This window comes from Cohnella sp., assembly GCF_041641335.1.
Taxonomy (GTDB): domain Bacteria; phylum Bacillota; class Bacilli; order Paenibacillales; family Paenibacillaceae; genus Cohnella.
Genome location: NZ_JBEPYQ010000014.1, coordinates 1 through 22,529, shown reverse-complemented (window position 1 = coordinate 22,529; position 22,529 = coordinate 1). Strand labels below are relative to the sequence as shown.

At 57.6% G+C, this 22,529-nt stretch carries 22 protein-coding genes; 6 read left to right on the top strand and 16 right to left on the bottom strand.

Going from position 1 to position 22,529, the window contains the following annotated elements:
• The first annotated feature begins 46 nt into the window (after positions 1–46).
• Positions 47–1,132 (top strand): coiled-coil domain-containing protein, encoded by a 1,086-nt coding sequence (locus tag ACESLM_RS06425; RefSeq protein WP_372630749.1) that lies wholly within the window; start codon positions 47–49, stop codon positions 1,130–1,132.
• A 6-nt stretch (positions 1,133–1,138) separates the two neighbouring features.
• On the opposite strand, the gene ACESLM_RS06420 is transcribed toward ACESLM_RS06425, so the two are convergent.
• Positions 1,139–2,431, bottom strand: coding sequence for an extracellular solute-binding protein (locus ACESLM_RS06420; RefSeq protein ID WP_372630748.1), 1,293 nt, complete (start codon positions 2,429–2,431; stop codon positions 1,139–1,141).
• Between the two features lie 251 nt (positions 2,432–2,682).
• Positions 2,683–4,014 carry a PhoH family protein gene (locus ACESLM_RS06415; protein WP_372630747.1) on the bottom strand — a complete coding sequence of 444 codons (1,332 nt, stop codon included), beginning with the start codon at positions 4,012–4,014 and terminating at the stop codon, positions 2,683–2,685.
• A gap of 178 nt (positions 4,015–4,192) precedes the next feature.
• Between ACESLM_RS06415 and ACESLM_RS06410 the strand changes: the two genes are divergently transcribed.
• Positions 4,193–4,744: a YhcN/YlaJ family sporulation lipoprotein gene (locus ACESLM_RS06410; RefSeq protein ID WP_372630746.1), complete on the top strand. Its 552-nt coding sequence runs from the start codon at positions 4,193–4,195 to the stop codon at positions 4,742–4,744.
• Positions 4,745–4,763: 19 nt separating this feature from the next.
• Here ACESLM_RS06410 and ACESLM_RS06405 read toward each other — a convergent pair whose 3' ends face one another.
• Genes ACESLM_RS06405 through nirB form a run of 3 tightly spaced genes read right to left on the bottom strand, consistent with a single transcriptional unit; the run spans position 4,764 to position 7,735 of the window.
• Positions 4,764–4,901: a hypothetical protein gene (locus ACESLM_RS06405; RefSeq protein WP_372630745.1), complete on the bottom strand. Its 138-nt coding sequence runs from the start codon at positions 4,899–4,901 to the stop codon at positions 4,764–4,766.
• Between the two features lie 59 nt (positions 4,902–4,960).
• Positions 4,961–5,272, bottom strand: coding sequence for a nitrite reductase small subunit NirD (nirD, locus tag ACESLM_RS06400; RefSeq protein WP_372630744.1), 312 nt, complete (start codon positions 5,270–5,272; stop codon positions 4,961–4,963).
• 33 nt (positions 5,273–5,305) lie between these two features.
• Positions 5,306–7,735 carry a nitrite reductase large subunit NirB gene (gene nirB / locus ACESLM_RS06395; protein ID WP_372630743.1) on the bottom strand — a complete coding sequence of 810 codons (2,430 nt, stop codon included), beginning with the start codon at positions 7,733–7,735 and terminating at the stop codon, positions 5,306–5,308.
• Positions 7,736–8,053: 318 nt separating this feature from the next.
• On the opposite strand from nirB, the gene ACESLM_RS06390 reads away from it, so the two are divergent.
• Both ACESLM_RS06390 and ACESLM_RS06385 read left to right on the top strand, forming a co-directional pair.
• Positions 8,054–8,680 (top strand): ANTAR domain-containing response regulator, encoded by a 627-nt coding sequence (locus tag ACESLM_RS06390; protein ID WP_372630742.1) that lies wholly within the window; start codon positions 8,054–8,056, stop codon positions 8,678–8,680.
• Positions 8,677–9,714 carry an anthranilate phosphoribosyltransferase gene (locus ACESLM_RS06385; protein ID WP_372630741.1) on the top strand — a complete coding sequence of 346 codons (1,038 nt, stop codon included), beginning with the start codon at positions 8,677–8,679 and terminating at the stop codon, positions 9,712–9,714. Before ACESLM_RS06390 ends, ACESLM_RS06385 begins: the two co-directional genes overlap by 4 nt.
• Before the next feature lie 14 nt (positions 9,715–9,728).
• Here the strand turns inward: ACESLM_RS06385 and ACESLM_RS06380 are convergent, their stop codons facing one another.
• From ACESLM_RS06380 to ACESLM_RS06355, 6 genes are all read right to left on the bottom strand, one after another.
• The gene (locus tag ACESLM_RS06380) at positions 9,729–10,871 is read right to left on the bottom strand and encodes an LCP family protein (protein WP_372630740.1); all 1,143 of its coding nucleotides are present in this window, start codon (positions 10,869–10,871) and stop codon (positions 9,729–9,731) included.
• On the bottom strand, positions 10,868–11,185 hold the full coding sequence (locus ACESLM_RS06375; protein WP_372630739.1) for a hypothetical protein: 318 nt from the start codon (positions 11,183–11,185) through the stop codon (positions 10,868–10,870). The genes ACESLM_RS06380 and ACESLM_RS06375 overlap by 4 nt, the downstream gene beginning before the upstream one ends.
• 66 nt (positions 11,186–11,251) lie before the next feature.
• Complete coding sequence (locus ACESLM_RS06370) at positions 11,252–11,554, bottom strand: YlaH-like family protein (RefSeq protein ID WP_094041640.1); 303 nt, start codon at positions 11,552–11,554, stop codon at positions 11,252–11,254.
• Between the two features lie 31 nt (positions 11,555–11,585).
• Positions 11,586–13,427, bottom strand: a complete 1,842-nt coding sequence (gene typA, locus ACESLM_RS06365; RefSeq protein ID WP_372630738.1) for a translational GTPase TypA — start codon at positions 13,425–13,427, stop codon at positions 11,586–11,588.
• A gap of 227 nt (positions 13,428–13,654) precedes the next feature.
• Positions 13,655–14,137 carry a hypothetical protein gene (locus tag ACESLM_RS06360; RefSeq protein WP_094041642.1) on the bottom strand — a complete coding sequence of 161 codons (483 nt, stop codon included), beginning with the start codon at positions 14,135–14,137 and terminating at the stop codon, positions 13,655–13,657.
• A gap of 370 nt (positions 14,138–14,507) precedes the next feature.
• Positions 14,508–15,182, bottom strand: coding sequence for a TerC family protein (locus ACESLM_RS06355; RefSeq protein ID WP_372630737.1), 675 nt, complete (start codon positions 15,180–15,182; stop codon positions 14,508–14,510).
• Positions 15,183–15,303: 121 nt separating this feature from the next.
• Here ACESLM_RS06355 and ACESLM_RS06350 point away from each other — a divergent pair, with 121 nt between their 5' ends.
• Complete coding sequence (locus ACESLM_RS06350) at positions 15,304–16,053, top strand: TerC family protein (RefSeq protein ID WP_372630736.1); 750 nt, start codon at positions 15,304–15,306, stop codon at positions 16,051–16,053.
• A gap of 22 nt (positions 16,054–16,075) precedes the next feature.
• Here ACESLM_RS06350 and thiI read toward each other — a convergent pair whose 3' ends face one another.
• The 5 genes from thiI to ACESLM_RS06325 form a co-directional block, all read right to left on the bottom strand.
• Positions 16,076–17,305: a tRNA uracil 4-sulfurtransferase ThiI gene (thiI, locus tag ACESLM_RS06345; RefSeq protein WP_372630735.1), complete on the bottom strand. Its 1,230-nt coding sequence runs from the start codon at positions 17,303–17,305 to the stop codon at positions 16,076–16,078.
• Entirely contained in the window at positions 17,302–18,477 is a 1,176-nt protein-coding gene (locus ACESLM_RS06340) for a cysteine desulfurase family protein (RefSeq protein ID WP_372630734.1), read from the bottom strand. The genes thiI and ACESLM_RS06340 overlap by 4 nt, the downstream gene beginning before the upstream one ends.
• 118 nt (positions 18,478–18,595) lie before the next feature.
• Positions 18,596–19,282 (bottom strand): lytic transglycosylase domain-containing protein, encoded by a 687-nt coding sequence (locus tag ACESLM_RS06335; RefSeq protein ID WP_372630733.1) that lies wholly within the window; start codon positions 19,280–19,282, stop codon positions 18,596–18,598.
• A 112-nt stretch (positions 19,283–19,394) separates the two neighbouring features.
• Positions 19,395–19,601: a DUF1540 domain-containing protein gene (locus ACESLM_RS06330; protein ID WP_094041645.1), complete on the bottom strand. Its 207-nt coding sequence runs from the start codon at positions 19,599–19,601 to the stop codon at positions 19,395–19,397.
• A gap of 82 nt (positions 19,602–19,683) precedes the next feature.
• Entirely contained in the window at positions 19,684–20,184 is a 501-nt protein-coding gene (locus ACESLM_RS06325) for a YpuI family protein (RefSeq protein WP_372630732.1), read from the bottom strand.
• Positions 20,185–20,409: 225 nt separating this feature from the next.
• On the opposite strand from ACESLM_RS06325, the gene ACESLM_RS06320 reads away from it, so the two are divergent.
• Complete coding sequence (locus tag ACESLM_RS06320) at positions 20,410–22,302, top strand: S8 family peptidase (RefSeq protein WP_372630731.1); 1,893 nt, start codon at positions 20,410–20,412, stop codon at positions 22,300–22,302.
• Positions 22,303–22,529: the final 227 nt, after the last annotated feature.

Below are 22,529 nucleotides of genomic sequence, written 5' to 3'. Positions count from 1 at the left end.
GTTTATAATAGCATAGGATCGGACGCCGCAGGAAAGGAGTGACCCGATGCGTCGGATGTTGACGTTAGCGCTCGCGGTTTCTATGTTTCTACTGGGCGTCTCCAGAGGCGGGGCCTTGCTTCCCGTCTACGCCGAGCCTTATCCCGAGGAAACGAGAAAACTGCTGGAAAAAAGCTTGTCGGTCGTCGAACTGAACCGGGAGATCGACAGAATCTCCGGTCTGAAGAGCCAGGCGCAGACCGACATCGAACAGAACGAACGGCGGCTCGCCGAACGGGAGATCGCCATCGCCGTCCAGCGCGAGAAGGCCGGCCGGGTGCTTCGCTCCTACTATATGGGCTACAAGGATTTCTGGCTGTCGGCGCTGCTGAACGCGAACTCCTTGCCCAAGCTCATCCGCGTCTGGGACACGATGGATATCATCATCCAGTCTGATCATCGGACGATGAACGCCTACGCGGAAGAATATCGCCAGCTCAAAGCCGGGTACGCCAAGCTGAAGCAGGACAAGGACGATCTGGTCTCCGTCGAATCGGAACTGATCGCGCAGCGGGATCGCATCCAGGCGCTTCGCGGCGATCTGGACCGCGAGCTCGCTTCCAGCGGGGACGAGCAAATGCTTCGCCGCCTGATGGAGGAGCTGCAAGCTTATTGGAGGAACGTCGGCCTGTACGAGGTTAAGCAGCATTTCAAGGCGCTTGCCGACGCCATGACTCATCTTCCCGATTATGTCAAGGATACACCCGGCATCGTCCAGACGAGCGGCCTGAAGACGAAGCTTACTTTGTCCGATCAGCAGCTGAACGAATTTCTACGGTCGCAGGACAGCCGCTTCGACGACTTCGCGTTTCGCTTCGACGACGGTCTGCTTACGATGGAAGGCGACAACGGCCGCCTGCAAGTGACCATTCAGGGCCGGTACACGATCGAAGAAGAACCGGAGAACGCCATCCGTTTTCACGTCGACAGGCTTATTTTCAACGGGCTTGCGCTCCCCGACACGACGAGGAACGAGCTGGAGAGGGAATTCGACCTCGGCTTCTACCCTCAGAAACTCATTAAATACGTCAAAGCTCGCAGCATAGAAATGGAAGACGGCCTGTTAACGGTAGAGCTCGGAATCGGAGGCTGACTTCGCTCAGCCTTCCGCCTCCCTCTCCCATTCCTCCATCCAGCCTTCCAAATTTAATGCGCCGCCGGTGAACCGGCTCCACATTTCGCCGAACTCGACCAGAATTGTCGCTGTCTCCGGACCGTACAGAAGCGGAGCCTGATTCGGAAACGATTGCCCCGCCCGTCCCGGAAGCAGATCGGACAATCTTCTGTCGGCATCGTAGAGCGACCGGAATACCGGAAGCTTGTCCTGCTCTTCCATGTGCAGCAACTGCGCCTGCTCTCCCGTCATGTCCGCGATCCAGACGTTTGCCGCTTCTTCGGCCTCCGTCCGCGCCGAGATAACGAAGCTGCTTCCGCGCGGCCATATGTAAGGCAGCCTCCAGGAACGAAGGTCGATCTCCGTGCGGAATTCCCCCTTCTCCGCGACGAATTCCTTCGCCTTCGAGTACGGCATGACGGCCGCCAGCGCGTTCCCTTCGCCGAGCGCCCGTATCGTCTCCCCCGTATCGCGCCCGAAGCGGACGTTCGCTCTTCTTTCTTCAAGCAGCGCCAGCGCTTGTCCTCGCGCGGTTCCCGTCCACGCTTGGCCCCCTTGCTCCCACAGCTCGTCACTTCGCTCCTGCGAATAGCTTTCCAGCCACGCCAGAAGCGCCAGCGGGTCCTCTCCGTCGATCGCCAGCCAATACGCTTCGCTTCCCTGCTCCGCACCCGAGCTCGCTTCCGCCGCCGCCAGCCATTGCTCCTCCGTCAGAGGGAGGTCCGTTTCGCCTCCAAGCCAGACTTGCAGCAGATCCAAGTTCCAGACGAGCACGTACGGATCCATATCGCGCGGAACGCCCCACAAATAAGCGTTCCACTTCAGCGGACCGGACAGCGCTTCGAACTGCTCTCCCAACGCCTTGCCCACGAACGCGGCATCCGCCGGTAGCAGATAGCCGGACGAAGCGAATTCGGCGACCCACTCGTTGCGAAGCAGCATAATGTCGGCGGCCTCCTGCAATTCCGAAGCCCTCCGGTAAGTCTCGTAAGCCTGCTCAGGGGCAATTCTCCGCAATTCGACCTCGATCTCGGGATGCCTGAACGTAAAATCGTCGTTCAAGTTGGACAGAGCGCGAAACTCTTGTTCCTCGAGAGCGACCTCTATCGTAAGCCGCGAGATTTCCTCCGCTTCTTCGGGTTCCTGGACGACCTGCACTCCGCTCGCCGGAACGGAGACGGGAACCGAGGAAGGGGACGGTGCGTCCGCCCACGGCGACAACAACAAAGCCATGATGCACAGCAGCAGGAATACGAGCGCAAGCTTCCGACGAGCCACAACCTCACCTTATTTCGTCGTATCGTTAAACACGCTACTTTTATGATAACAGGACTACTCCAACCTGTCTCCCCTTTTCCGAAAGCGCTTTAAGAGGTAGTTCAAAAAGTCCGATTTTGATCACGAAGCCTTGAACCGGTAGTTCAAAAAGTCCGATTTTGATCACGAAGCATTCCGGGATGCGGATTCGGCGTCGAATCTTGAATTCAGCCGAAAAGGCCGCCCCGCGCCGGGAGCGGCCTGCTTCAAACTCACAGCTTCTCGGTAGCCAGTTGGGCGAGACGGGAGCGCTCTCCTTTCTCCAACGTGACGTGGCCGCTGATTCCTTCCTCCTTGAACCGTTCCACGAGATACGTCAGGCCATTGCTCTGCGAATCCAGATAAGGATGGTCGATCTGCTCCGGGTCGCCGAGCAGCACGATTTTGCTGTTCTCGCCGACGCGGGATACGATCGTTTTCACTTCGTGCTTGCTCAGGTTTTGCGCCTCGTCTATGATGATGAACTGCCCGGGTATCGACCGCCCGCGGATGTACGTGAGCGCTTCGACCTGGATGCTTCCCATGCCCATCAAAATTTTATCGAGATCTCCGGCCTTCTTCGTGTCGAACAAATACTCCAGGTTGTCGTAGATCGGCTGCATCCAAGGGCGCAGCTTCTCCTCCTTCTCCCCCGGCAGGTATCCGATGTCCTTGCCCATCGGCACGACCGGGCGAGCGATCAGCAGCTTCTTGAACCGATGTTCGTCTTCGACCTTCATCAGTCCGGCCGCGAGAGTGAGCAGCGTCTTGCCCGTACCCGCCCGGCCCGTCAGCGTAACGAGCGGAATGTCGTCGCTAAGCAGCAGTTCCAGCGCCATTCGCTGCTGGGCGTTGCGCGCCGTAATTCCCCATACCGGTTCGTTGCTCATGTGGAGCGGCTCCAGCCGCAAGCCGTCCGAAGTCACTTTAAGCAGCGCTGACTTGGACGTTCCAAGCTCATCCCGCAAAATGACGAATTCGTTCGGATGCAGCGTCGTCTTAAGTCCCAACGGCTTGATGCTTAGAGACCGCGTCGAATAAAATTCGTCGATGACCGACGGATGCACCTGGATCGTAAGATGCCCCGTGTACTGGTCCGTGTCCATGGCGATCCGGTCGGACAAGTAGTCCTGCGCCACGATTCCGAGCACGTCCGCCTTCACTCGCACGAGCACGTCCTTGCTGACGAGAACGACGGGGCGCGGATCGTCCGTCTCCTGCTCCTCCATATGATAATTCAACGCCACCGCGAGAATCCGGTTATCGTTCGTCATCTCCCCGAACAATTCCTGGACCTTCACGAAACGGCGATGATTCATTTCCACTTTAAGCAAACCTCCGCTCGGCAGCGGCACGCCGGCGTGCAACGGTCCTTCCGTCCTCATGGCGTCGAGCTCCCGTGAGATGTTCCGGGCGTTGCGCCCGATCTCGTCGGCGAGCCTTTTCTTGGAGTCGATTTCTTCCAGGACGACGGAGGGAATAATGACTTCGTTGTCATCGAAAGCGTACAGCGAGAGCGGGTCATGCAGCAGCACGTTCGTATCCAGCACATAAATTTTTCTCATGGGCGTTCCCTCCCGATTCGAGCATATTGGGGTTTCCTATCCAATAGATACCGTTTATTTCTCCACAGCTTCTTTACATAGCCATCGAACGACAGGGAACAATACGACGAGCAAGCTTTTCCTGCGATCGGCTTCGCGGCCGATCCGGGCATCCCTCCAACCAGGGTGGTGTACAACGATGAAAACGGACAAAAAGGTCGCTTGGACGGCTGCGGCGCTGCTTGCGGTTTTGCTCGTCCTCGGCTCCGCAGGCTGCGGGAACAGGCAGGAGAATCCGGAAGGAACGCCCCGCGCTCAAGCTTTGAACGAAACGGCGAACGAAATACAGCGCAATCCGAGAGAGGTGTCCGCCCATCTCGAGACGCTCGCCCGCGGCGTCGAAGGCGTACAGGATGCCAACTGCGTCGTCTTCGGCCAATACGCGATCGTCGGAATCGACGTAGACGAGAAGATGGAGCGTTCGCAGGTCGGGACGATCAAATACGCGGTGGCCGAAGCGTTCCGCAAAGATCCTTACGGCATCGACGCACTCGTGACGGCGGACATCGACATGGGACAGCGGATAAGGGAAATCCGCGCGGACATCCGCAACGGCCGGCCGATCTCCGGATTCACGGACGAGCTTGCCGATATCGTCGGACGGCTCATCCCGCAAATTCCGCGCAACATCATTCCTCCGAGAGAGCCGGAAAATCTCGGGACTCACCCGGCCGAACGGCCTCAGAAATGACAAAAAGCCCAGTGAAAATTCACTGGGCTTTCGTCATGGCTGCAGACGCACGGATGACCGTGCGCTCGCAAACGCCTTGTTGAACGATCCGATCGGTTAAGGAAGTAGGTCTCGCGTAGATCACCCGCAGCCCCCCTAACGGTTGTGCTGATCTCATTATATCATATCCTCGGCCGGTTTCCAACGGACTTTCGTCGAGACGCGCCTGCCGCCGAGCTAGAGCTTGACATAGACGGCTCCGCTTGACCGGTCCACTTCCACTTCGTACGTATCGACGCAGCCTTCGTCGGGCTCCTGCACTTTCCCGCTTCGCAGATCGACTTTCCAATCGTGAAGCGGACAGTGGACGACTTTGCCGCACACCATGCCTTCGGACAGCGTCCCTCCTTTATGCGGGCATCTATTCTCCACCGCGAGCACCTCTCCGTCCGACAGACGAAACAGCGCGATGTATTTATCCTGAATCCGCAGGGTACGCGACCCTTTGACGTCAATGTCGTCGATGCTGCCTACGAGAAGCTTGGTCATGTCCCATTCACCTGCCTTTTATTAATGAGAGGATTATACCGTTTGCGTTTCCGCCAGCGGTTCGAAGTTTTTGCGCAGAGAACCGTCCTCGACGATCTGCTTCCACGGGTCCGTCGTCAGATCGAGGGTTTTGCGAATTCGGGCGTACAGTTCCGCGCGCTCTTCCGGCTCGGCGAGGGCGTTCTTCACCGCTTCCAGGCCTACGCGCTCGACCCAGTTCGACGTCCTTTCGTTCCACTGCGCGTTCTCCCTGTAATATTGCAGAAACGCTCCCGCCCATTCGACGACTTCGTCTTCCGTCTTGACGACGCACAGCAGATCCGTCGCGCGGACGTGAACGCCGCCGTTGCCGCCGACGTGAAGCTCCCACCCGCCGTCTATCGCCACCACGCCGAAATCTTTGATCGTCGCTTCCGCGCAATTTCTCGGACAGCCCGACACCGCCAGCTTGACTTTGGCAGGCGTATTCAGCCGCTCGAACTCCTTCTCCAGCCGAATGCCCATCGAGATGGAATCCTGCGTGCCGAAGCGGCAGAACGTCGAGCCTACGCAAGTCTTGACCGTGCGCAGCGTCTTCCCGTACGCGTGGCCGGACGGCATGCCGAGCTCTTCCCACATCTTCGGCAAATCCTCTTTCTTGACCCCGAGCAGGTCAAGCCGCTGGCCGCCGGTGAACTTCACCATCGGCACGTCGAACCTTTCCGCGACTTCCGCGATTTTCTTCAGCTCCGTCGGAGAAGTCACCCCGCCGTAAATTCTCGGAACGACCGAGAACGTCCCGTCCTTCTGAATGTTGGCGTGGTATCTTTCGTTCGTGATTCTCGACTCTTTCTCGTCCTTGTACTCCTCCGGCCACAGCATGCCCAAATAGTAGTTGAGCGAAGGACGGCATTTCGAACAGCCTTCGGGATTGCTCCATTCCAGCACGTTCATGACTTCCTTGACGTTCATCAGCTTCATCCGCTTGATCTCCGCGACGATCTCGTCCCGATCGAGCGTCGTGCAGCCGCAGATGCCTTCCTTGGCTTTGACGACGTTATCTCCGGCATAGATGGAGAGCAGACCTTCGACGAGCGGCTTGCAGCCGCCGCAGGAAGCCGAAGCCTTCGTGCAGGCTTTGATGTCTCCCAGACTCGCGCAGCCCTTGTTCATAATCGCATCCGCGATCGCGCTCTTGGATACGCCGTTGCATCCGCAAATGATTTCGTCGTCCGGCAGCTGCTTCAGCCGCTCGGCCGGATCGGCGCCTTTCTGCCCCGGCGCGATGCCGAGCAGCAGTTCCTTCTCACGGCCTTTGATCGATTCGCCGCTCTTCATGACGGAGAACAGCTTTGCCCCGTCGCCGGTATCCCCGAACAGCACCGCTCCGACCAGCTTATCGTCCCGCAGCACGATTTTCTTGTATACGCCGTCGATCTCGTCCTGGTAGCGAAGCGCCCGCGATCCCGGAGGCTCGTCGTACTGCCCCGCCGAGAAGACGTCCACGCCGGACACCTTCAGCTTCGTAGAGGTGACAGACCCGGTATAACCGGCCGTCTCGACTCCGGCAAGCCTCTTGGCGAGCACCGCTCCCTGCTCGTACAGCGGCGCCACCAGACCGTAGGCGATTCCCCGATGCTCGGCGCACTCGCCTACCGAATAAATATCCGCCTCGCTCGTCTCCATCCAGTCGTTCACGACGATGCCGCGATTGACTTCGATTCCGGCGGATCTCGCCAATTCGACGTTCGGTCTGATCCCGACCGCCATGACGATGAGATCTGCTTCCACCTCGGTGCCGTCCGTGAACGCCAGGCCGGTGACTCTTTTCTTGCCCAGAATGGCGCTGGAGTTTTTGCGCAGCAGGAACTTCATCCCTTGTTGTTCGAGCTCGTTCTGCAGCATGAGCGCAGCCGTCTGGTCCAATTGTCTCTCCATCAGAAAGCTGTTAATATGAACGACCGAGACGTCCATCCCGAGATGAAGCAGCCCTCGCGCCGCCTCCAGACCAAGCAGCCCTCCGCCGATGACGACTGCTTTTTTGTATTTTTCCGACGTTTCCATCATGATTTCGCAGTCTTTAATGTCCCGGAAGGCGATGACCCCTTGTTTATCCGCGCCCGGCAAAGGCAGCATAAACGGATTGGAACCGGTCGCCAGAATGAGCGAATCGTAATGCAGCGTCACGTCTTTATCCGTAACGATCTTCTTCGCTTTCGCGTCAACATTCGTTACACGGTGGCCCGTAAGCAAGCGAATCCCGTTTTCCTTGTACCAATCCCAGTCGTTGATGACGATCTCGCTCAGGCTTGCTCCGCCGGCGAGAACGGACGACAGCATGATCCGGTTGTAGTTGGGATGCGGCTCGGCTCCGACGATGGTCACCTCGTAAAGGTGGGGAGCCAGCTTCAACACATGTTCGATCGTTCTCACGCCGGCCATCCCGTTGCCGACGAGCACCAGCTTTTTCTTCGTTTTGTCCATCCGATCTCTCTCCTCTCTCTGCCAAACCCCGTAAATGCGCAAAAGCCCGCTTCGTATTCGCAGAGAACGTTACGCGTTCCGCGAATCTGATAGCAGGCTTCATTGCCGCTTGAGAGAGTACCCCATTGTACCCCTCGAGATGAAATTATCGATGGCCTAACTATACTATATATTTTCAGGATATGTCAACATACATGACATAAAATAATTTGTGTTTGAATCATAGACAATAAGCATGGTCATGTGATATAAATTTACGTGAGATTATATGACATAAGATAATGTTGGGTCAGATTCACAGAAATGGGGTGGTCGATCATGCGTACCTTGTTGGTTATTCACAACCGCACGCCAGCTTCCGAGAGAAGTTTATCGCCCTCGTCCAAGGCGCGCTCGCCCGAATTCGCCCTGCGCACGCACGGTTATTCCGTCTCCGCTACGCTGTCGCAAGACCAGGCGTCTCAGATGATCGCGAATGCGGATGCCGCGGTGCTGCAGCTCCCGATCGCCTCCATTAAAGAATGGAGCGCGCGCCTGCTGCAAGCAAAGCCCTTGCCGCTCCTCTGGTGGTGCGACGAAGACGCTGCGGCCGAGTCGCTGGAAGCCTGCGAAGACGATATCGCCATCGACGGGCTGTTGACGCCCTCGATGTCCGGCCCCGAGATTCATTGGGCGCTTCACATCGGGTCCAAGCAATTCGTGGAGCGGAGGCAGTGGCAGAGCGAACGGGAGCAGCTGCTCGGGCGAATAGAAGAGAGAAAGTGGATCGATATGGCGAAGAGCATTCTATGCGAGCTCAAAAATGTTACGGAATCCGAAGCCTACGATATTTTGCGGAAACAGGCGATGAACGAACGCAAGCGAATGGTCGACGTAGCCACCTCGATCGTGAAGGTGTATCAGCTTCTGCAGGAAAACAAAGAGAGAGGGGCGAAACGCCGATGATCGCGTGGTTAAAAGAAGTAGGAAGAGGCAAGCGCGGCGCCAGGGACTTGACTTACGAGGAATGCTTGCAGGCCGCGGAAGAAATTATGAGCCTGCGGGCGACTCCCGCCCAGATCGGCGCGTTCTTCATCGCCGAGCGGATCAAGATGGAGAGCGTCGAAGAGCTCGAAGCGTTCGTCGAAGCCTGCCGGAAGACGGCCCATCGGGAAGCTCTGCGTCCGGACGGTCTCGATTGCGCGGGGCCGTACGACGGGCGCAAAAAGACGTTCTTCGCCTCGTTCGCGTGCTCCTTCGTGCTAGCCGCCGCCGGGTTGCCGGTCACACTGCACGGAACGGATTCGCTCCCTCCCAAGTGGGGCGTCACCCTGCACGATATGCTGAAGCTCGTCGGCATTCGTCCCGAAGAGCTTCCGCGCGAGACGCTCGCCGCCGCGGCGAAGCGGACCGGACTGCTGTACGTGCCCGCGGAGCAATGGTGCCCGCCGCTTAAGCAGCTTCGTCCGATCCGGGAACAGCTCGGCATGAGAACGGTGCTGAACACGGCGGAGAAATTGATCGACTACGGCCATTCTCCGTATCTCGTATTCGGCGTATACCACAACACCGTATTCGATCGCCTGGCCCGCCTGATGACGAAGCTGAACTACCGCAAAGCTCTCATCGTGCAAGGTGCGGAAGGCTCCGAAGATCTGTTCGTCGACCGCCCTACCCGCACTTACTTGGTCGAGCAAGGCAACGCCAGCCTCCAGGTCGTCAGCCCGGAAGCCTGGGGGCTCGACACGCCCGTGCCGGAAGTCGAATGGACGGCCGCCTTGCAAATAGAAACGACCGAAGCCGTCCTGCGCGGCGATGCCGATATGGCGTTCATCAACCAAGTGTTGTTGAACGCGGCATATCGGCTGCATCTCGCCGGCAGGGTCGGATCGGTCGAAGAAGGGCTGTACACGGGCAAAGCGTTGCTGGAAAACCGTCAAGCCTGGAGCGTGTACGTCGAGTGGCGCGACCTGCTCGCGCAATCTTACGTCCATCGCTGATCGGAACAAAGCTATTAATTCTTCGAATCGGACGCAGAGGTCTCAGAAGTTCCGGAGACCTCTGCCGAACCTCCTCGTCCGTCCTGATTCAGCTCCTCGTTCAGCGCGCGCTTCGCTTCAACAAACTTGTCCTCGTCCAAATAGACGTACGGACTTCTCCACGTGCCGGTCAACGGAATAAACCGGATATCGGAACGGTTGATGCCGAAATAAGTAGCGATGATGTTCTCGATCTGGACCGCCGGAATGTCGGTGCGCAAGTTATTGCCGACCGCGTCCAGCAATCCGCCGACTTTGGTCACGCTGCCGAGCGATTTCATCCGATCGGCGATCGCGCCCAGCACCTGGTTTTGCCGCTCGTTGCGGGCGAAATCGCTGGACTCGGCCGTCGGTTTGAAATTTTTATTCGTGTTCGACTTCCGGTAACGGACGAAGCCGAGCGTCTGCTCCCCGTTAAGCTCATGCACGCCCTTCGTCAAGTCGATATCCGTTCCGTCCGCGTTATCGACGTAACGCATATTTTGATCGACATCGATCGTGACGCCTCCGAGCGCGTCGACCACGTCGACGAACCCTTGGAAGTCGATGACCGCCGTATAATCGATCGGAATATCGAAGAACCTCGACAGCAGCAATTTCGTCTCGTCCCGCGCGTACCCCGGAAGCCTTTCTTTCTCCAGCTTCTCATTGTTTTTGCCGTACATGTAGAAAGCGGCGTAATACCCGTTCGCCTTATGCTTCTTGTAGCCGTCCACGTTCAGCGTGCTGTCCCGCGGAATGGAGACGACCGTCGCAGTTTTCGTCTTCGGATTAAACGCCGCCACCATCATGACGTCCGTATTCATGCTGCCGGTCTCGCTTCGCGTATCGAGCCCGAGCAGAACGAGCGAAATCGGCTTGACCTGCGCGCGCTCCTCCTTCGGAACCGATATAGGGACGCCGGTACCGTCGTCCTGCTTGGCGATTTTGGCCAAATTCGGCTTATACGAGCCGTAATACAAGTACACCACGTACCCTGCAAGCAGCACGATCGCGAGGCTCAAAATAATGAAAATAAACCTTCCCCAACGAAATCCGCCGCCGGGTTTCTTCTTCGGTGCTTTGGGAACGGAGGCGCGCCTGCTCGAACGCGACGGCAAAGTTGTGTTCTGGCTCAAGCCTGGTCCTCCTCGTCCTCTGTGTTGAAATCCGAACCGCAGCCCGAAGACTCGCCGAACATGTCCCGATTCAATTGCTCTACGGCTTCGCGGTCGAACCAGACCGTGCGGGAGGCGCCGTCATCGGCTCCGACATAAGTTATGTATACTTTGCCTTCGTCCGTCGAACTGACATCGAACGACGTCAGCCGATGGTCTTCCGACAAAATTTGCGCGAAAAAGGCAAGCGTATCCTTGGCCGCTTCGTCGTCGGGCCGTTCGGAGACGATCCATTTCATTTGCAGCCAGTAAAATAAGGCATCCATCAGAGACACGGCGGTTTCCCCTCTCCCCTATGCAGCATTTCCCAGCGCTTTCGGATAACCGGCAACCGCGGACAGTTAACCTGCCCGCGGGGCCTCGCCGTTCTTATTCTTCCGGTAATTTTTGCGTTTGTCGTACATTTGGCGCAGACGCAGCAGCAGCATCATGGCGACCGCAACTCCCATGCACTGGATGATCGGCAGCTTGTCCAGCTGCAGGAGCAGCAGCACCAAGCAGCCGATCGCCAGCACGACGTGGACGGCAATTTCCTTCAGAATCGGGAGCTTCCCGACTCTGAAGACAGTATTGAAAATATAGATCGTACAGGCGACGATGAGAAGGTAAGAAATGATCGGGTGATCGTGAAACCATTGCTGCATGGAAAATCCCCCTTTCGTTCGCTAACGACGCTTATACGCCCGCCTCTGCCATGCGGCGATGCTTCTCGGCTCTGTCCCGCTCGCTCTTGTTTAGCAGCTTCTTGCGTAGACGAATGCTCTTCGGCGTAATCTCGCACAGCTCGTCGTCGTTCAAATATTCCAGCGCTTCTTCGAGAGACATAAGACGAGGCGACTTCAGCTTGACCGTCTCTTCCTTGTTGGCCGTACGAATGTTGTTGAGCGCCTTCTCTTTGCAGATGTTGACGATAATATCGTTATCGCGGGTATGCTCGCCGACGATCATGCCTTCGTATACGTCTTGGCCCGGTTCCAGGAACAGAATGCCGCGATCTTCGACGGACAGCATGCCGTACATCGTCGACTTGCCCGTCTCGCTCGCGATCAGCACGCCTTGGTGTCTGCCGCCGACTTGGCCGCCGACCATCGGTCCGTAGCTGTCGAACGCATGGTTCATGACGCCGTATCCGCGGGTAAGCGTCAGGAAGTTCGTCCGGTAGCCGATCAGCCCGCGCGCGGGAATGAGGAACTCCAGGCGCACTTGGCCTGTGCCGTTGTTGATCATGTTGACCATTTCCGCCTTGCGCGTTCCGAGGCTCTCCATGACCGCGCCCATGCTCTCTTCCGGCACGTCGATCAGCAGACGCTCGATCGGCTCGCTCTTCACGCCGTCGATCACCTTCAGAATAACTTCCGGCTTGGACACTTGCAGCTCGAATCCTTCGCGGCGCATGTTCTCGATCAGAATGCCGAGATGCAGCTCGCCGCGTCCGCTGACGATGAACGCGTCGGGGCTGTCCGTCTCTTCGACCCTCAAGCTGACGTCCGTCTCGATCTCCTTGAACAGACGTTCGCGCAGCTTGCGGGAAGTGACCCATTTGCCTTCGCGTCCGACGAACGGGCTGTTGTTGACAAGGAAAGTCATCTGCAGCGTAGGCTCGTCGATAGCAAGCACGGGCAGAGCTTCCGGATTGCCCGGATCGGCGATCGTCTCGCCGATGTTGATCTCCTTCAGTCCGGCGATGGCCACGATGTCGCCTGCGGCCGCCTCTTCCACTTCGATCCGCTTCAGACCCTGGAAGCCGAACAGCTTCTCGATGCGGGACTGCTTAACCGTTCCCTCGCGATCGATGACCGCCACGACTTGGCCTTGGCGAATTTGACCGCGGTTGACGCGGCCGATGGCGATGCGCCCCAAATATTCGTTGTAATCCAGCAGCGTGACGAGAAACTGCAAAGGTTCGTCCGGGTTTTCTTTCGGCGACGGAATGTGTTCCAGAATCATTTCGTAGAGCGGCTCCATCGTCTCTTGCAGATCGTCCGGCGTGTTGCCGGCGATGCCGTTAAGGCCCGACGCATACACGACCGGGAAGTCCAGCTGCTCGTCGGAAGCTTCCAGCTCGATGAACAGCTCGAGCACTTCGTCGACGACTTCCGCGGGACGCGCGGCCGGACGGTCGATCTTGTTCAGGACGACGACGGGGGTCAGTCCTTGCTGAAGCGCTTTGCGCAGTACGAACTTCGTCTGCGGCATGCAGCCTTCGAAAGCGTCGACGACAAGCAGCACGCCGTCGACCATCTTCATGATCCGTTCGACCTCGCCTCCGAAGTCGGCGTGTCCCGGCGTATCGACGATATTGATCAACGTATCCTTATAGTTGACGGCCGTGTTCTTGGCAAGGATCGTAATGCCGCGTTCGCGCTCCAGATCGTTGGAGTCCATGGCGCGTTCCTGCAGCTGTTCGTTATCGCGGAAAGTTCCGGATTGACGCAGCAGTTGGTCTACCAGCGTCGTCTTGCCATGATCGACGTGGGCGATAATGGCGATGTTGCGAATTTTGTCTCTTGAATGCATAATTCCACTCCTTGTTGTTGTCTCTGTTTGCTCTCCGATAACCCGACGGCGTATCGCCAGGCTCTCCCTGTTCCCAAAAACAAAACGTCGACACGAGGCCGACGTTGATAACCTTTACCGGTACGATCGACACAGCGACGCAGATGCTCGCTGGTCCTCATCCCTTATATTATACGCTACGTTCGCGGAAAAGCCAATCGATTTCTTGCAATGACTTGTGATTTTTATCACCACATTTTGGGACGGCGAACGACAAGCCACGCGCCCACGCCGATCAAGGCGATCGCGATCAAGTAAATTCCCCAGGTCCACAGCAGCGTCATGACGAAAAACAGCAGCGACAAACCCGCCAGTCCGATGGAAGCCATCCACAGCTGCTTGGAACGGTCGTATCCGAAAATATAGTATTCGTACAGCCCTACGGCGATCGCGAACGGAAACAGCGGCCAAAGATACTTCAGCAGCCCCCATCCGAACCAGTTGCCGATCATTAACACGATCGAGACGACGGTGAGAATGCCCGCCGGGATCAAAGCGATCGACGGAACGATCCGGCCGAAATAGAGAACATGCAGCAGCACGCCCGGAATGAGCACGAACAACGGCCAGAATACGGCGCCGATAAACGCGAATACACCCAATTTACCTAGCAAGATGATTAATCCAACAGCCACGACTCCGATTCCGACTGCTGCGGACTGTCTGTTCACGATGGCTCCCCCACTTCATTCTCTGCAGCTCACATTCCGGTAACGAAAGGTGACGGCTTTTTCTATTAGCGGTTGTTCAAAAAGTCCGCTTTTGATCACGAAACCTCTCGGGAAGCAGACTCGACATCGAATCTTGAATTCAGCCGGTTCTTCCGGTGCTCACGTAGCTTCCACTACGCTCCGCTCCTCATCTCCTAGCTTCTTTCAACCTTCTCGGTGCTGAAAACCGGACTTTTTGAACACGTACTATTAGTTTAATGGAAGTCGAGGGAAAAAACTAGCTCATGAAAGCAAAATTTTCCCTTAAGCGCTCGTTCAAAAAAAATCATGATTCGTCGTCGGTTCCGCTTCCTGGGGGAAGCTTCATCCGCTAACCCGCATGCTGGGCTCTCTTCCGCATGAACAGAGCGACGACGAGCAGCGCGGCGACGGCTATGAGCGGAATCAGCTTATCCGAATCGGCGGGAAGCAGATGGAGGTACGGCTTCCATCCCGGATCTCCCATCGCCATCTCCGCAGCGGTATAGCCGAGCAGTCCGCCTCCCAAATAAACCAAGCCCGGCAGTTTGTCCAGCATGCGCATAATAAACGAGCTCCCCCAAATAATAATCGGGATACTCATCACGATGCCGATGATCAGCAGCGCGGTATCTCCGTCCGCGACGGCAGCGACGGCCAGCACGTTGTCCAGACTCATGACGAAATCGGCCACGACGATCGTCCACACCGCGCCGGCGAGCGTGCTTGCCGCCTGCGTATCCGACGATTTGTCTTTATTGTCCATCAGCAGCTGATAAGCGATCGCGATCAGCAGCACCGCGCCGACCGTCCGCAGAAACGGAACGTTGAGCAGCGCGATCGCGCCGAGCGTCAGCACGCACCGAAGGAAGATCGCCGCCGCGGCTCCCCACCAGACGGCCCGCCTTCTCTGCTCGGGCGGCAGCCTGCGTCCGGCCATGGCGATGACGATCGCGTTATCGCCGCTCAGCAGCAAGTTGATCATCACGATTTCCAGAAATACGAGCACGGATTCCATCATACCCATCCGGCACACCCCCTCGTACCAGATTTATGTACAAGCCGAGGGGGATATGAATTGTAATTTTTTTGAATCGATGCCGCCGGTGCGCCGTATAACTGCTTGAAACGCAAGGGAGGAATCCATCATGGACATATTTGGATGGGATGTGCTGAGCCTGGAGTTCTGGTCTCTCCTGCTGACGATCGTCTTCATCGATCTGCTGCTTGCGGGGGACAACGCCATCGTCATCGGGCTGGCCGCCAGAAGCCTGCCGAAGGATAAGCAGAAGATGGCCGTCATCTGGGGAACGTTCGGAGCCGTGTTGATTCGCATCATAGCCACCTTGCTCGTCGTAAGCTTGCTCAAAATTCCTTATCTTCTCGCCGTAGGCGGCGTACTGCTGCTGTGGATCGCTTACAAGCTGCTCGTTCAGGAAAACTCGCACGAAGACGTCAAAGCCGGAGCGACGCTGTGGGCGGCCGTGCGCACGATCGTCATCGCGGACGCGGCGATGGGACTTGACAACGTCATCGCCGTCGCCGGGGCGGCTCACGGGGATTATTTCCTCGTCGTGCTCGGGCTGTTGATCAGCATTCCGATCGTCGTATGGGGAAGCACTTTGTTTATTAGGCTGATCGGCAGATTTCCTTGGATTATCTATCTGGGTTCCGGCATCCTTGCTTACACGGCCGCCAAAATGATTACGCACGAAGGCGAGTTCGCCACTTTCTTCGACCGCAATCCCGCCTTGTACTGGGTATTCGTCGTCGCGCTCGTCGTGGCGATCCTGCTCGCCGGCCTGTGGACGAACTCCGTCAAAGCCCGCAAGTCCGCTCGGAGCGAGAACAGGGGCGGCCCCGTGTTCGCAGCCAAAAAAAGCCGGGAATCGCATTAGCGCGATTCTCGGCTTGTTTCTGTCAGAACCAGGCGTCCTCTTGCCGTTCGCGGTCGGAAGCTTCGACATCCGCCCCGCCGTCCTTCAACACGACGACTTCCGTACCCTGGACGGCTTCGTCGATCAGCCGCTCAAGCTCGGCGCCCATTATCGCCTCGGCTCTCTCGACGATGTTCAGATTCGGATTGATCGCCGGGGATTTCGGCACGAACAGCGTGCAGCAGTCTTCGTAAGGCAGAATCGACGTATCGTACGTGCCGATCCGCTCCGAGCAGTCGATAATATCCTGCTTGTCCATCATGACGAGCGGCCTAAGCAGCGGCAGCGAACCGGCCCGGCCGATCACGTTCATGCTGCCGAGCGTCTGGCTCGCCACCTGTCCGAGACTGTCTCCGGTCACGACGGCCAGAGCGTCGTTCTGCCCCGCCAGCCGCTCGGCAATCCGCAGCATGCTTCTTCGCATGAGCGTAATGATCAGACTGTCGTGGCCGGACTGCGCCAGCTTCGTCTGCACTTCGGTGAACGGCACGAGATGCAGCTTGATTTTCCCGCCGTAATACGCCAATCTTCTCGCCAGCGCCACGACCTTGTCCTTCGCCTGCTCGCTCGTGAACGGATAGCTGTGGAAATGAACTGCCTCTATCCTGAGTCCTTTGCGCATCGCCATCCATCCGGCCACCGGGCTGTCAATGCCTCCGGACAGCAGCAGCATCGCCTTTCCGTTCATGCCTAGCGGGAAACCGCCCGCTCCCTTGACGACCTCGCAGTAGATGTAAGCCGAGTCCTTCTGGATATCGACCTTCAACTCGACGTCGGGACGACGGACGTCGACTTTCAAGTCCGGCGTGTTGCGCAGAATATGAGACCCGACCAAGTGATTCATTTCGATGGAATTGTGGGGGTACTGCTTCCAGCCGCGGTTGACCGACACTTTGAACGTCTTCGGAGGGACGCTCAAGTTGCGGATCAATTGCAGCGAATTTTCCCGAATCTTCTCCAACTCCAGCTCCGACCCGATGACCGGGCTAAAGCTCATAATGCCGAAAATATCCTTCAGCCGCTCCGCGACCCGATCGTAGCTCTCTCCGTTTAAGCGAATATAGACTCTCGCGTAGCTTCTGACGAATTCGAGCTTCTCGAACGGCTTTAACGCCATTCGGATCTGCGTCAGCAGCATCGTCTCGAAGCGATTGCGGTTGCGCCCTTTAATGACGATCTCCCCAAATCGGACCAGCACCAGTTCGTAGTTCATTTTCCCGTCCTCTCCAGCGGCTTCAACCCGGCCGCGACCGATCGCAGCTTGGCGCCAAGTACTTCGATATCCCGCATCCCGTGTTCGTCTCCGAAGCTGATCCTTATGCTTCCCGAAGATCGGTCCGCGTTATGTCCCATCGCCATCAGCACGCGGCTCGGCTTTAAGCTCTTAGAGGAGCAAGCCGACTGGGTAGAGACGTAGATCCCTTCTCTTTCAAGCATATGGATGATCACTTCTGGGCGCATTCCGGGATAAGACAAGTTTACGACATGCGGAGCGGTCTCCATGGCCGCGTCGACGGCGGATACCCCGTTCACGAGTAGCTCGGGAATGTCCGCGACGAGTTCCAGCAGTCTTCTTCTCAGCGCGTACATCGTCTCTCGCCTTGCGTCCATTTTTTCCATCGAGAGCCTTAGTGCCTGGGACATCGCGACGATGGCCGGAACGTTAAGCGTGCCCGAGCGCATGCCGTTCTCCTGATTGCCTCCGCTCAGCAAAGGCGCGAGCTCGATGCCTTCCTTGGCGAGCAGGAAGCCGATCCCCTTGGGGCCGCCGAACTTGTGAGCCGATCCCGTATACAAGTCGACTCCCGAACCGCTCCAGTTGAGCGGCACCTTGCCGATCGCCTGCACCCCGTCTACGTGGAACCGGACATGCGGATGCTTGCGGACGATGCGGGCGATTTCTTCGATAGGCTGGATCGCGCCCGTCTCGTTGTTCACGTGCATGACGCTGACGATCGCCGTCTCCTTCCGGATCGCTGCGGCGACGTCCTTAGGATCGACCTTGCCGGCGGAATCGACCGGAAGCACCGTCAATTCGATCGCGCCTTCGGCTTCCAACTGCTTCGCGCATTCGTATACGGAAGCGTGCTCGACCGAGGATACGATTGCGTGCTTAGCCGATCTGGTCGTTTTGCCGAGCAGCCCTTTGATCGCCAAGTTGTTGCTTTCCGTTCCTCCGGACGTAAACAGCACTTCCTGAGGCTTGGCTCCCATTCTTTCGGCGACGCTGGCCCGGGCCCGATCGACCAGCCTCATCGCGTCCACGCCCGATTTATGAAGCGAGGACGGATTGGCGTAATGCAGCTTCATCAGCTCGCTCATCGTATCGATAACCGTCTGCGGCATCGGGGAAGACGCGCAGTGGTCGTAATAATAAGTGTTCATTGGCGTTCTCCATTCGAAAAGTTAAAAAGACGGGCAGCGGCCGCAGCCGTCCCGTCTTAATCCGTAAAGCCGACGTTGCCATTCCGGATTGTGCCCGGTCCGGCCAAGTTAGGGTAGGTTAGACGCTCCACTGGACGGTCGCGTTCAGCACTTTGCGGATGTAGCCCTGGGTTTCCTCCGGCAGCAAATGCAGATTCGCCTCGACGTCCCGGTCATTCTCCAGACCCAACCGGTCTACGCGTCCCGGGCCCGCGTTATAAGCGGCCAGCGCCGTCGCGACGTTGCCGTCGTATTTGCGCAGCAGGTAAGACAGGAATCGCGTTCCTCCGTCGATATTTTGCGCCGGGTTGAAGGAATCGGCCACTCCGAGCCCTCTCGCCGTATCGTCCATCAATTGCATAAGTCCTTTGGCTCCGGCCGAGGATACCGCATTCGGATTAAAAGAAGATTCGGATTGAATGACGCCTTTGATCAGTGCGGGGCTTACGCCGTATTTCTGCCCCGCGGCGACGATCAGATCGTCGAACGCCGAGGACGAGCCGCCGATGCCGGCCAGCGCTCCTCCCAAGTAGGCCGGATAGGCGGACAAGCTTCCGGACGCATCCAGCCGTTGCAGCGACAGCGCCTGCGATGAGTTGGAACCGAGCGAATCCGCCGTATATTGGTTGAGCAGCATATCGAATACACCGGCGCTTTGCTCCGATGCCCCTTGAGCGGTCTTGCCGCCGCCGAGCGGATTCGATTCCGTTATCCATTGGGTAAGCAGCATTTGCTTGAGCAGGCGAGGATCCGTCGTTATGTTCAAGTCGATTGGCTCCCGGTCGTCAGTTTTTGTAATCGGATGATTTCATTGTACAACAATCCCGGAAGCACGACCAGTCCCGACCGAGGATCGCAAGCGCTACTCAAGACCTATTTTACGACTTCGGCTTAAACGTCAGGCAGCAGGTGACGGACGAGTCCGCCGCTTTGTCGCGATGATCCTCGAATTCCTCGGCGAACTCTTCGTTCCAACGCAGGTCGGAGTGCGCGTCCACCTCGATCTTGATTTCGCTGGCTCCGCAGGCGTTGCCTTCCTTCCAGAACGAACAGTTGCTTACGCTGCAAGCTACGCCTTTCGGCATAAATGATCACCCCCCTGACTTAGTTTTCTCCCGCTAAAGCGGGGTATACCGGTCAGGAGGGCGGAGGTTGCAGGCAAATTTGTTATTTGGATTGTCCTTGCATCCGGCGATGCGTCAAATAATCGCTTTCGTAATAGGACAGATCGTCGCGAAGCTCCTCGTAAACCCGGGAGATCGACAGAATGACGTCGCGCGCGGCGCGAACCGGTTTCATCCGGAAGCGGATGGCGTCTTGTCCCGTGTAGGCGTAACGTCCGTCCTCGGAGTAGCATTCGTTTTTCGGATAGAAGAACGAATTGACGCCGTTATGGTATACCTCGTACAATGCGCGTTCGGCCAAGTCGTTGTCCAGATTAGGTCTTCTCAGCACGGCTCCGAGCTTCTCGTAGGCCACTTCGGAGAAGACGAGCAAGTGGCGCAAATCCGACAGCAGGCCGGAGTAGAAAGCGACGCTGTCCGGATCGTCGTTCTGGACGAGCTGTTCAAGCGCGTGATGGTTCAAAAAGTGCTCGATCGGATCGATGGCCGCCTTTAGTTTCTCCCGGCTGGATTCGGCAAGCGCCTTAAGATTGGTGGATGGCATGGATAGATCCCCTTTCCATTTGTGCGAAAAGCATATCGTTATGGGAGCAGTTGGGTATCAAGCTAAATAGTCCCGCTTGTCAGTTGCGAAACTTTCATTATCGTACCATAAATCGTTAGCGAACGGTACTGGCAAGGACAAAAAGTGCCGTATATTTTTGTCTGTGTCCCTTCATCCTAACAAGATAATCGGCTCCGCTCCAGGAGCTTGAAGGAGAGGTGCGCCATGCGCCGTTACGCCTGGGCCGGCATCGCGCTGGGAATCGCCGTCGTTCTGCTCGCCATCCCGCTGATGCCGTCCTCCACACATCGTGAAAATCGTGAATCCGCGCCGCTTCCGGGGACGCAAACGCCCTCGCGCGCCAAGGCCGAAGCTTCCTATAAACTGCAAACGGTGAAAAACGACATGGAAGCGACCGAACGGCTGTCGCGAGCCCAGGTGGCACGGGATATCCGCGCGTTTCTGGAGAAACGTCGCCAAAGCTCGCCGTCGGGCGACGCTCTGCGTGCTCTTCTCCACGCCCATCCCGAGGTCGTATATGCCGAATGGGCCGATCAAGGGAACAAGAAGAGCGCAGGCACGCTGACGCCGGACACGCTGACCCGGGCTTTGCCTTATTTGGCCCGCGCGCGATCGGCCGCCCGCAACAATGCCAGCTTCTCCACTCCGGTCTTCTCCGCAGGCGGCAAAAGCTATTTCGCGACGGCCGAGCGCATCGGCAATGCCGACGGACGCAGCGTCGTTGCGCTCGTCTCCGCGGAAGTCATCCAAGCGGTCGAGCGGCACCAGCGTCGCAATCTTCGCCTTATCCCGTACCCTCAGGAAGGCCGCTACCGAATCGAATCGGTCGTTCCCGGCACGAACGCGGAGACGACGGTGCGCAGCGGAGAAGACAACGGCAACGCCAGTCACTACTCCGTGGACGAGGTCGTCGTTAAGTTCCGCAAGCCGCTGACGGAGAAGCAGCTGCTGCAACTGCGCAAGGAGCTCAACCTGACCGTCGTCAAGCAGACGAGAAGCATCTATGTATTCCGCTCCAAGAAGCATAACACCGGCGAATTAAAAGCTTACTTCAAGCGCGAATGGAATCCCGTATTCGTCGAGCCGCATTATTTGTATTTGACCAACGGAGCCAAATTCCGGAGAACGGATTTGAACGCGGCGGCTGATGACAGAGAAGAAACGCTGGTTCCCAACGATACGCTGTATTCGGAATACCAATGGAACCTGCCCGAGATCATGACGGAGACCGGCTGGAAGGTCACTAAAGGAAGTCCGGACATCGTCGTCGCAGTGCTGGACACTGGCGTCCAGTCCGATCATCCCGACTTGAAGGGCCGTCTCGTTAAAGGCGTCAACATCGTCGATCCGTCCGCCGATCCCGAAGACGATGTCGGACACGGCACGCACGTAGCCGGTATTATCGCGGCAGAGGTCAACAACAACGAAGGCGTCGCCGGCATGACCTGGTATACGAAGATCATGCCGGTTAAAGTGTTGGACGATACGGGCGCGGGCTCCACCTATTCCGTCGCCGAAGGGATCATATGGGCGACGGACAACGGCGCGCACGTCATCAACATGAGCCTGGGCAACTATGCGCAGGCAGAGTTTCTGCACGATGCGATCAAGTACGCCCACGACAACGGCGTCGTGCTCGTTGCCGCCAGCGGCAACGACAATACGGAACGTCCGGGCTTTCCGGCGGCTTATCCCGAAGTGCTCGCCGTAGCGGCAACCGATCCCGACGAGAGCCGGGCCGAATATTCCAACTACGGCGGTTACATCGACGTCGCGGCCCCTGGCACCTCCATTCCGAGCACGTACCCCGGAAGCCGCTACGCCGCTCTGTCGGGCACGTCGATGGCTTGCCCGCACGTCGCCGCGCTCGTCTCGCTCGTCCGCGCGGCCAACCCCGGACTGGACAACGAACACGTGATGGATTTAATCCGCAATACGGCCAAAGATTTGGGTGTAACGGGCAGGGACGCCGAATTCGGCTTCGGCCAGATCGACGTCATGGCCGCCCTTCAATCCGCGCAAGGCTCCGAATCGTCGCTGCAGCTGTTCCCATCGCGAACGCGCGACAAGCTGGAGCGCATGAGTGGGTTGAAGTAAGTATACCTGCGTGAGCGTTATCCGCTGAACCTCCGTAAATAAGCGGACCTTAAGCGCGTGCAGCGGCACTATCCACTGGATTCAGGGTTTGGCGGTGTCCTTGAACACTCCCCCACTTACGCATTTGCGTTGAAGTGGGAGATTCTTGCGTAATCACCTCATCCGAAGTGAAGTTGAGCAAGCGATCCCTGCGGTTCCCGCAGTTCTTGTTGGCCTGGAAGCTTCTA

What these genes read in the sequence shown, in the direction of transcription:
- typA (WP_372630738.1), bottom strand. Translation starts at nt 13,427, where the DNA reads ATGCATTCAAGAGACAAAATTCGCAACATCGCCATTATCGCCCACGTC.
- nirB (WP_372630743.1), bottom strand. Translation starts at nt 7,735, where the DNA reads ATGGACAAAACGAAGAAAAAGCTGGTGCTCGTCGGCAACGGGATGGCC.
- ACESLM_RS06355 (WP_372630737.1), bottom strand. Translation starts at nt 15,182, where the DNA reads ATGGGTATGATGGAATCCGTGCTCGTATTTCTGGAAATCGTGATGATC.
- ACESLM_RS06425 (WP_372630749.1), top strand. Translation starts at nt 47, where the DNA reads ATGCGTCGGATGTTGACGTTAGCGCTCGCGGTTTCTATGTTTCTACTG.
- ACESLM_RS06325 (WP_372630732.1), bottom strand. Translation starts at nt 20,184, where the DNA reads ATGCCATCCACCAATCTTAAGGCGCTTGCCGAATCCAGCCGGGAGAAA.
- ACESLM_RS06370 (WP_094041640.1), bottom strand. Translation starts at nt 11,554, where the DNA reads ATGCAGCAATGGTTTCACGATCACCCGATCATTTCTTACCTTCTCATC.
- ACESLM_RS06340 (WP_372630734.1), bottom strand. Translation starts at nt 18,477, where the DNA reads ATGAACACTTATTATTACGACCACTGCGCGTCTTCCCCGATGCCGCAG.
- nirD (WP_372630744.1), bottom strand. Translation starts at nt 5,272, where the DNA reads ATGACCAAGCTTCTCGTAGGCAGCATCGACGACATTGACGTCAAAGGG.
- ACESLM_RS06350 (WP_372630736.1), top strand. Translation starts at nt 15,304, where the DNA reads ATGGACATATTTGGATGGGATGTGCTGAGCCTGGAGTTCTGGTCTCTC.
- ACESLM_RS06415 (WP_372630747.1), bottom strand. Translation starts at nt 4,014, where the DNA reads ATGAGAAAAATTTATGTGCTGGATACGAACGTGCTGCTGCATGACCCG.
- ACESLM_RS06405 (WP_372630745.1), bottom strand. Translation starts at nt 4,901, where the DNA reads ATGAGATCAGCACAACCGTTAGGGGGGCTGCGGGTGATCTACGCGAGA.
- thiI (WP_372630735.1), bottom strand. Translation starts at nt 17,305, where the DNA reads ATGAACTACGAACTGGTGCTGGTCCGATTTGGGGAGATCGTCATTAAA.
- ACESLM_RS06390 (WP_372630742.1), top strand. Translation starts at nt 8,054, where the DNA reads ATGCGTACCTTGTTGGTTATTCACAACCGCACGCCAGCTTCCGAGAGA.
- ACESLM_RS06320 (WP_372630731.1), top strand. Translation starts at nt 20,410, where the DNA reads ATGCGCCGTTACGCCTGGGCCGGCATCGCGCTGGGAATCGCCGTCGTT.
- ACESLM_RS06385 (WP_372630741.1), top strand. Translation starts at nt 8,677, where the DNA reads ATGATCGCGTGGTTAAAAGAAGTAGGAAGAGGCAAGCGCGGCGCCAGG.
- ACESLM_RS06330 (WP_094041645.1), bottom strand. Translation starts at nt 19,601, where the DNA reads ATGCCGAAAGGCGTAGCTTGCAGCGTAAGCAACTGTTCGTTCTGGAAG.
- ACESLM_RS06410 (WP_372630746.1), top strand. Translation starts at nt 4,193, where the DNA reads ATGAAAACGGACAAAAAGGTCGCTTGGACGGCTGCGGCGCTGCTTGCG.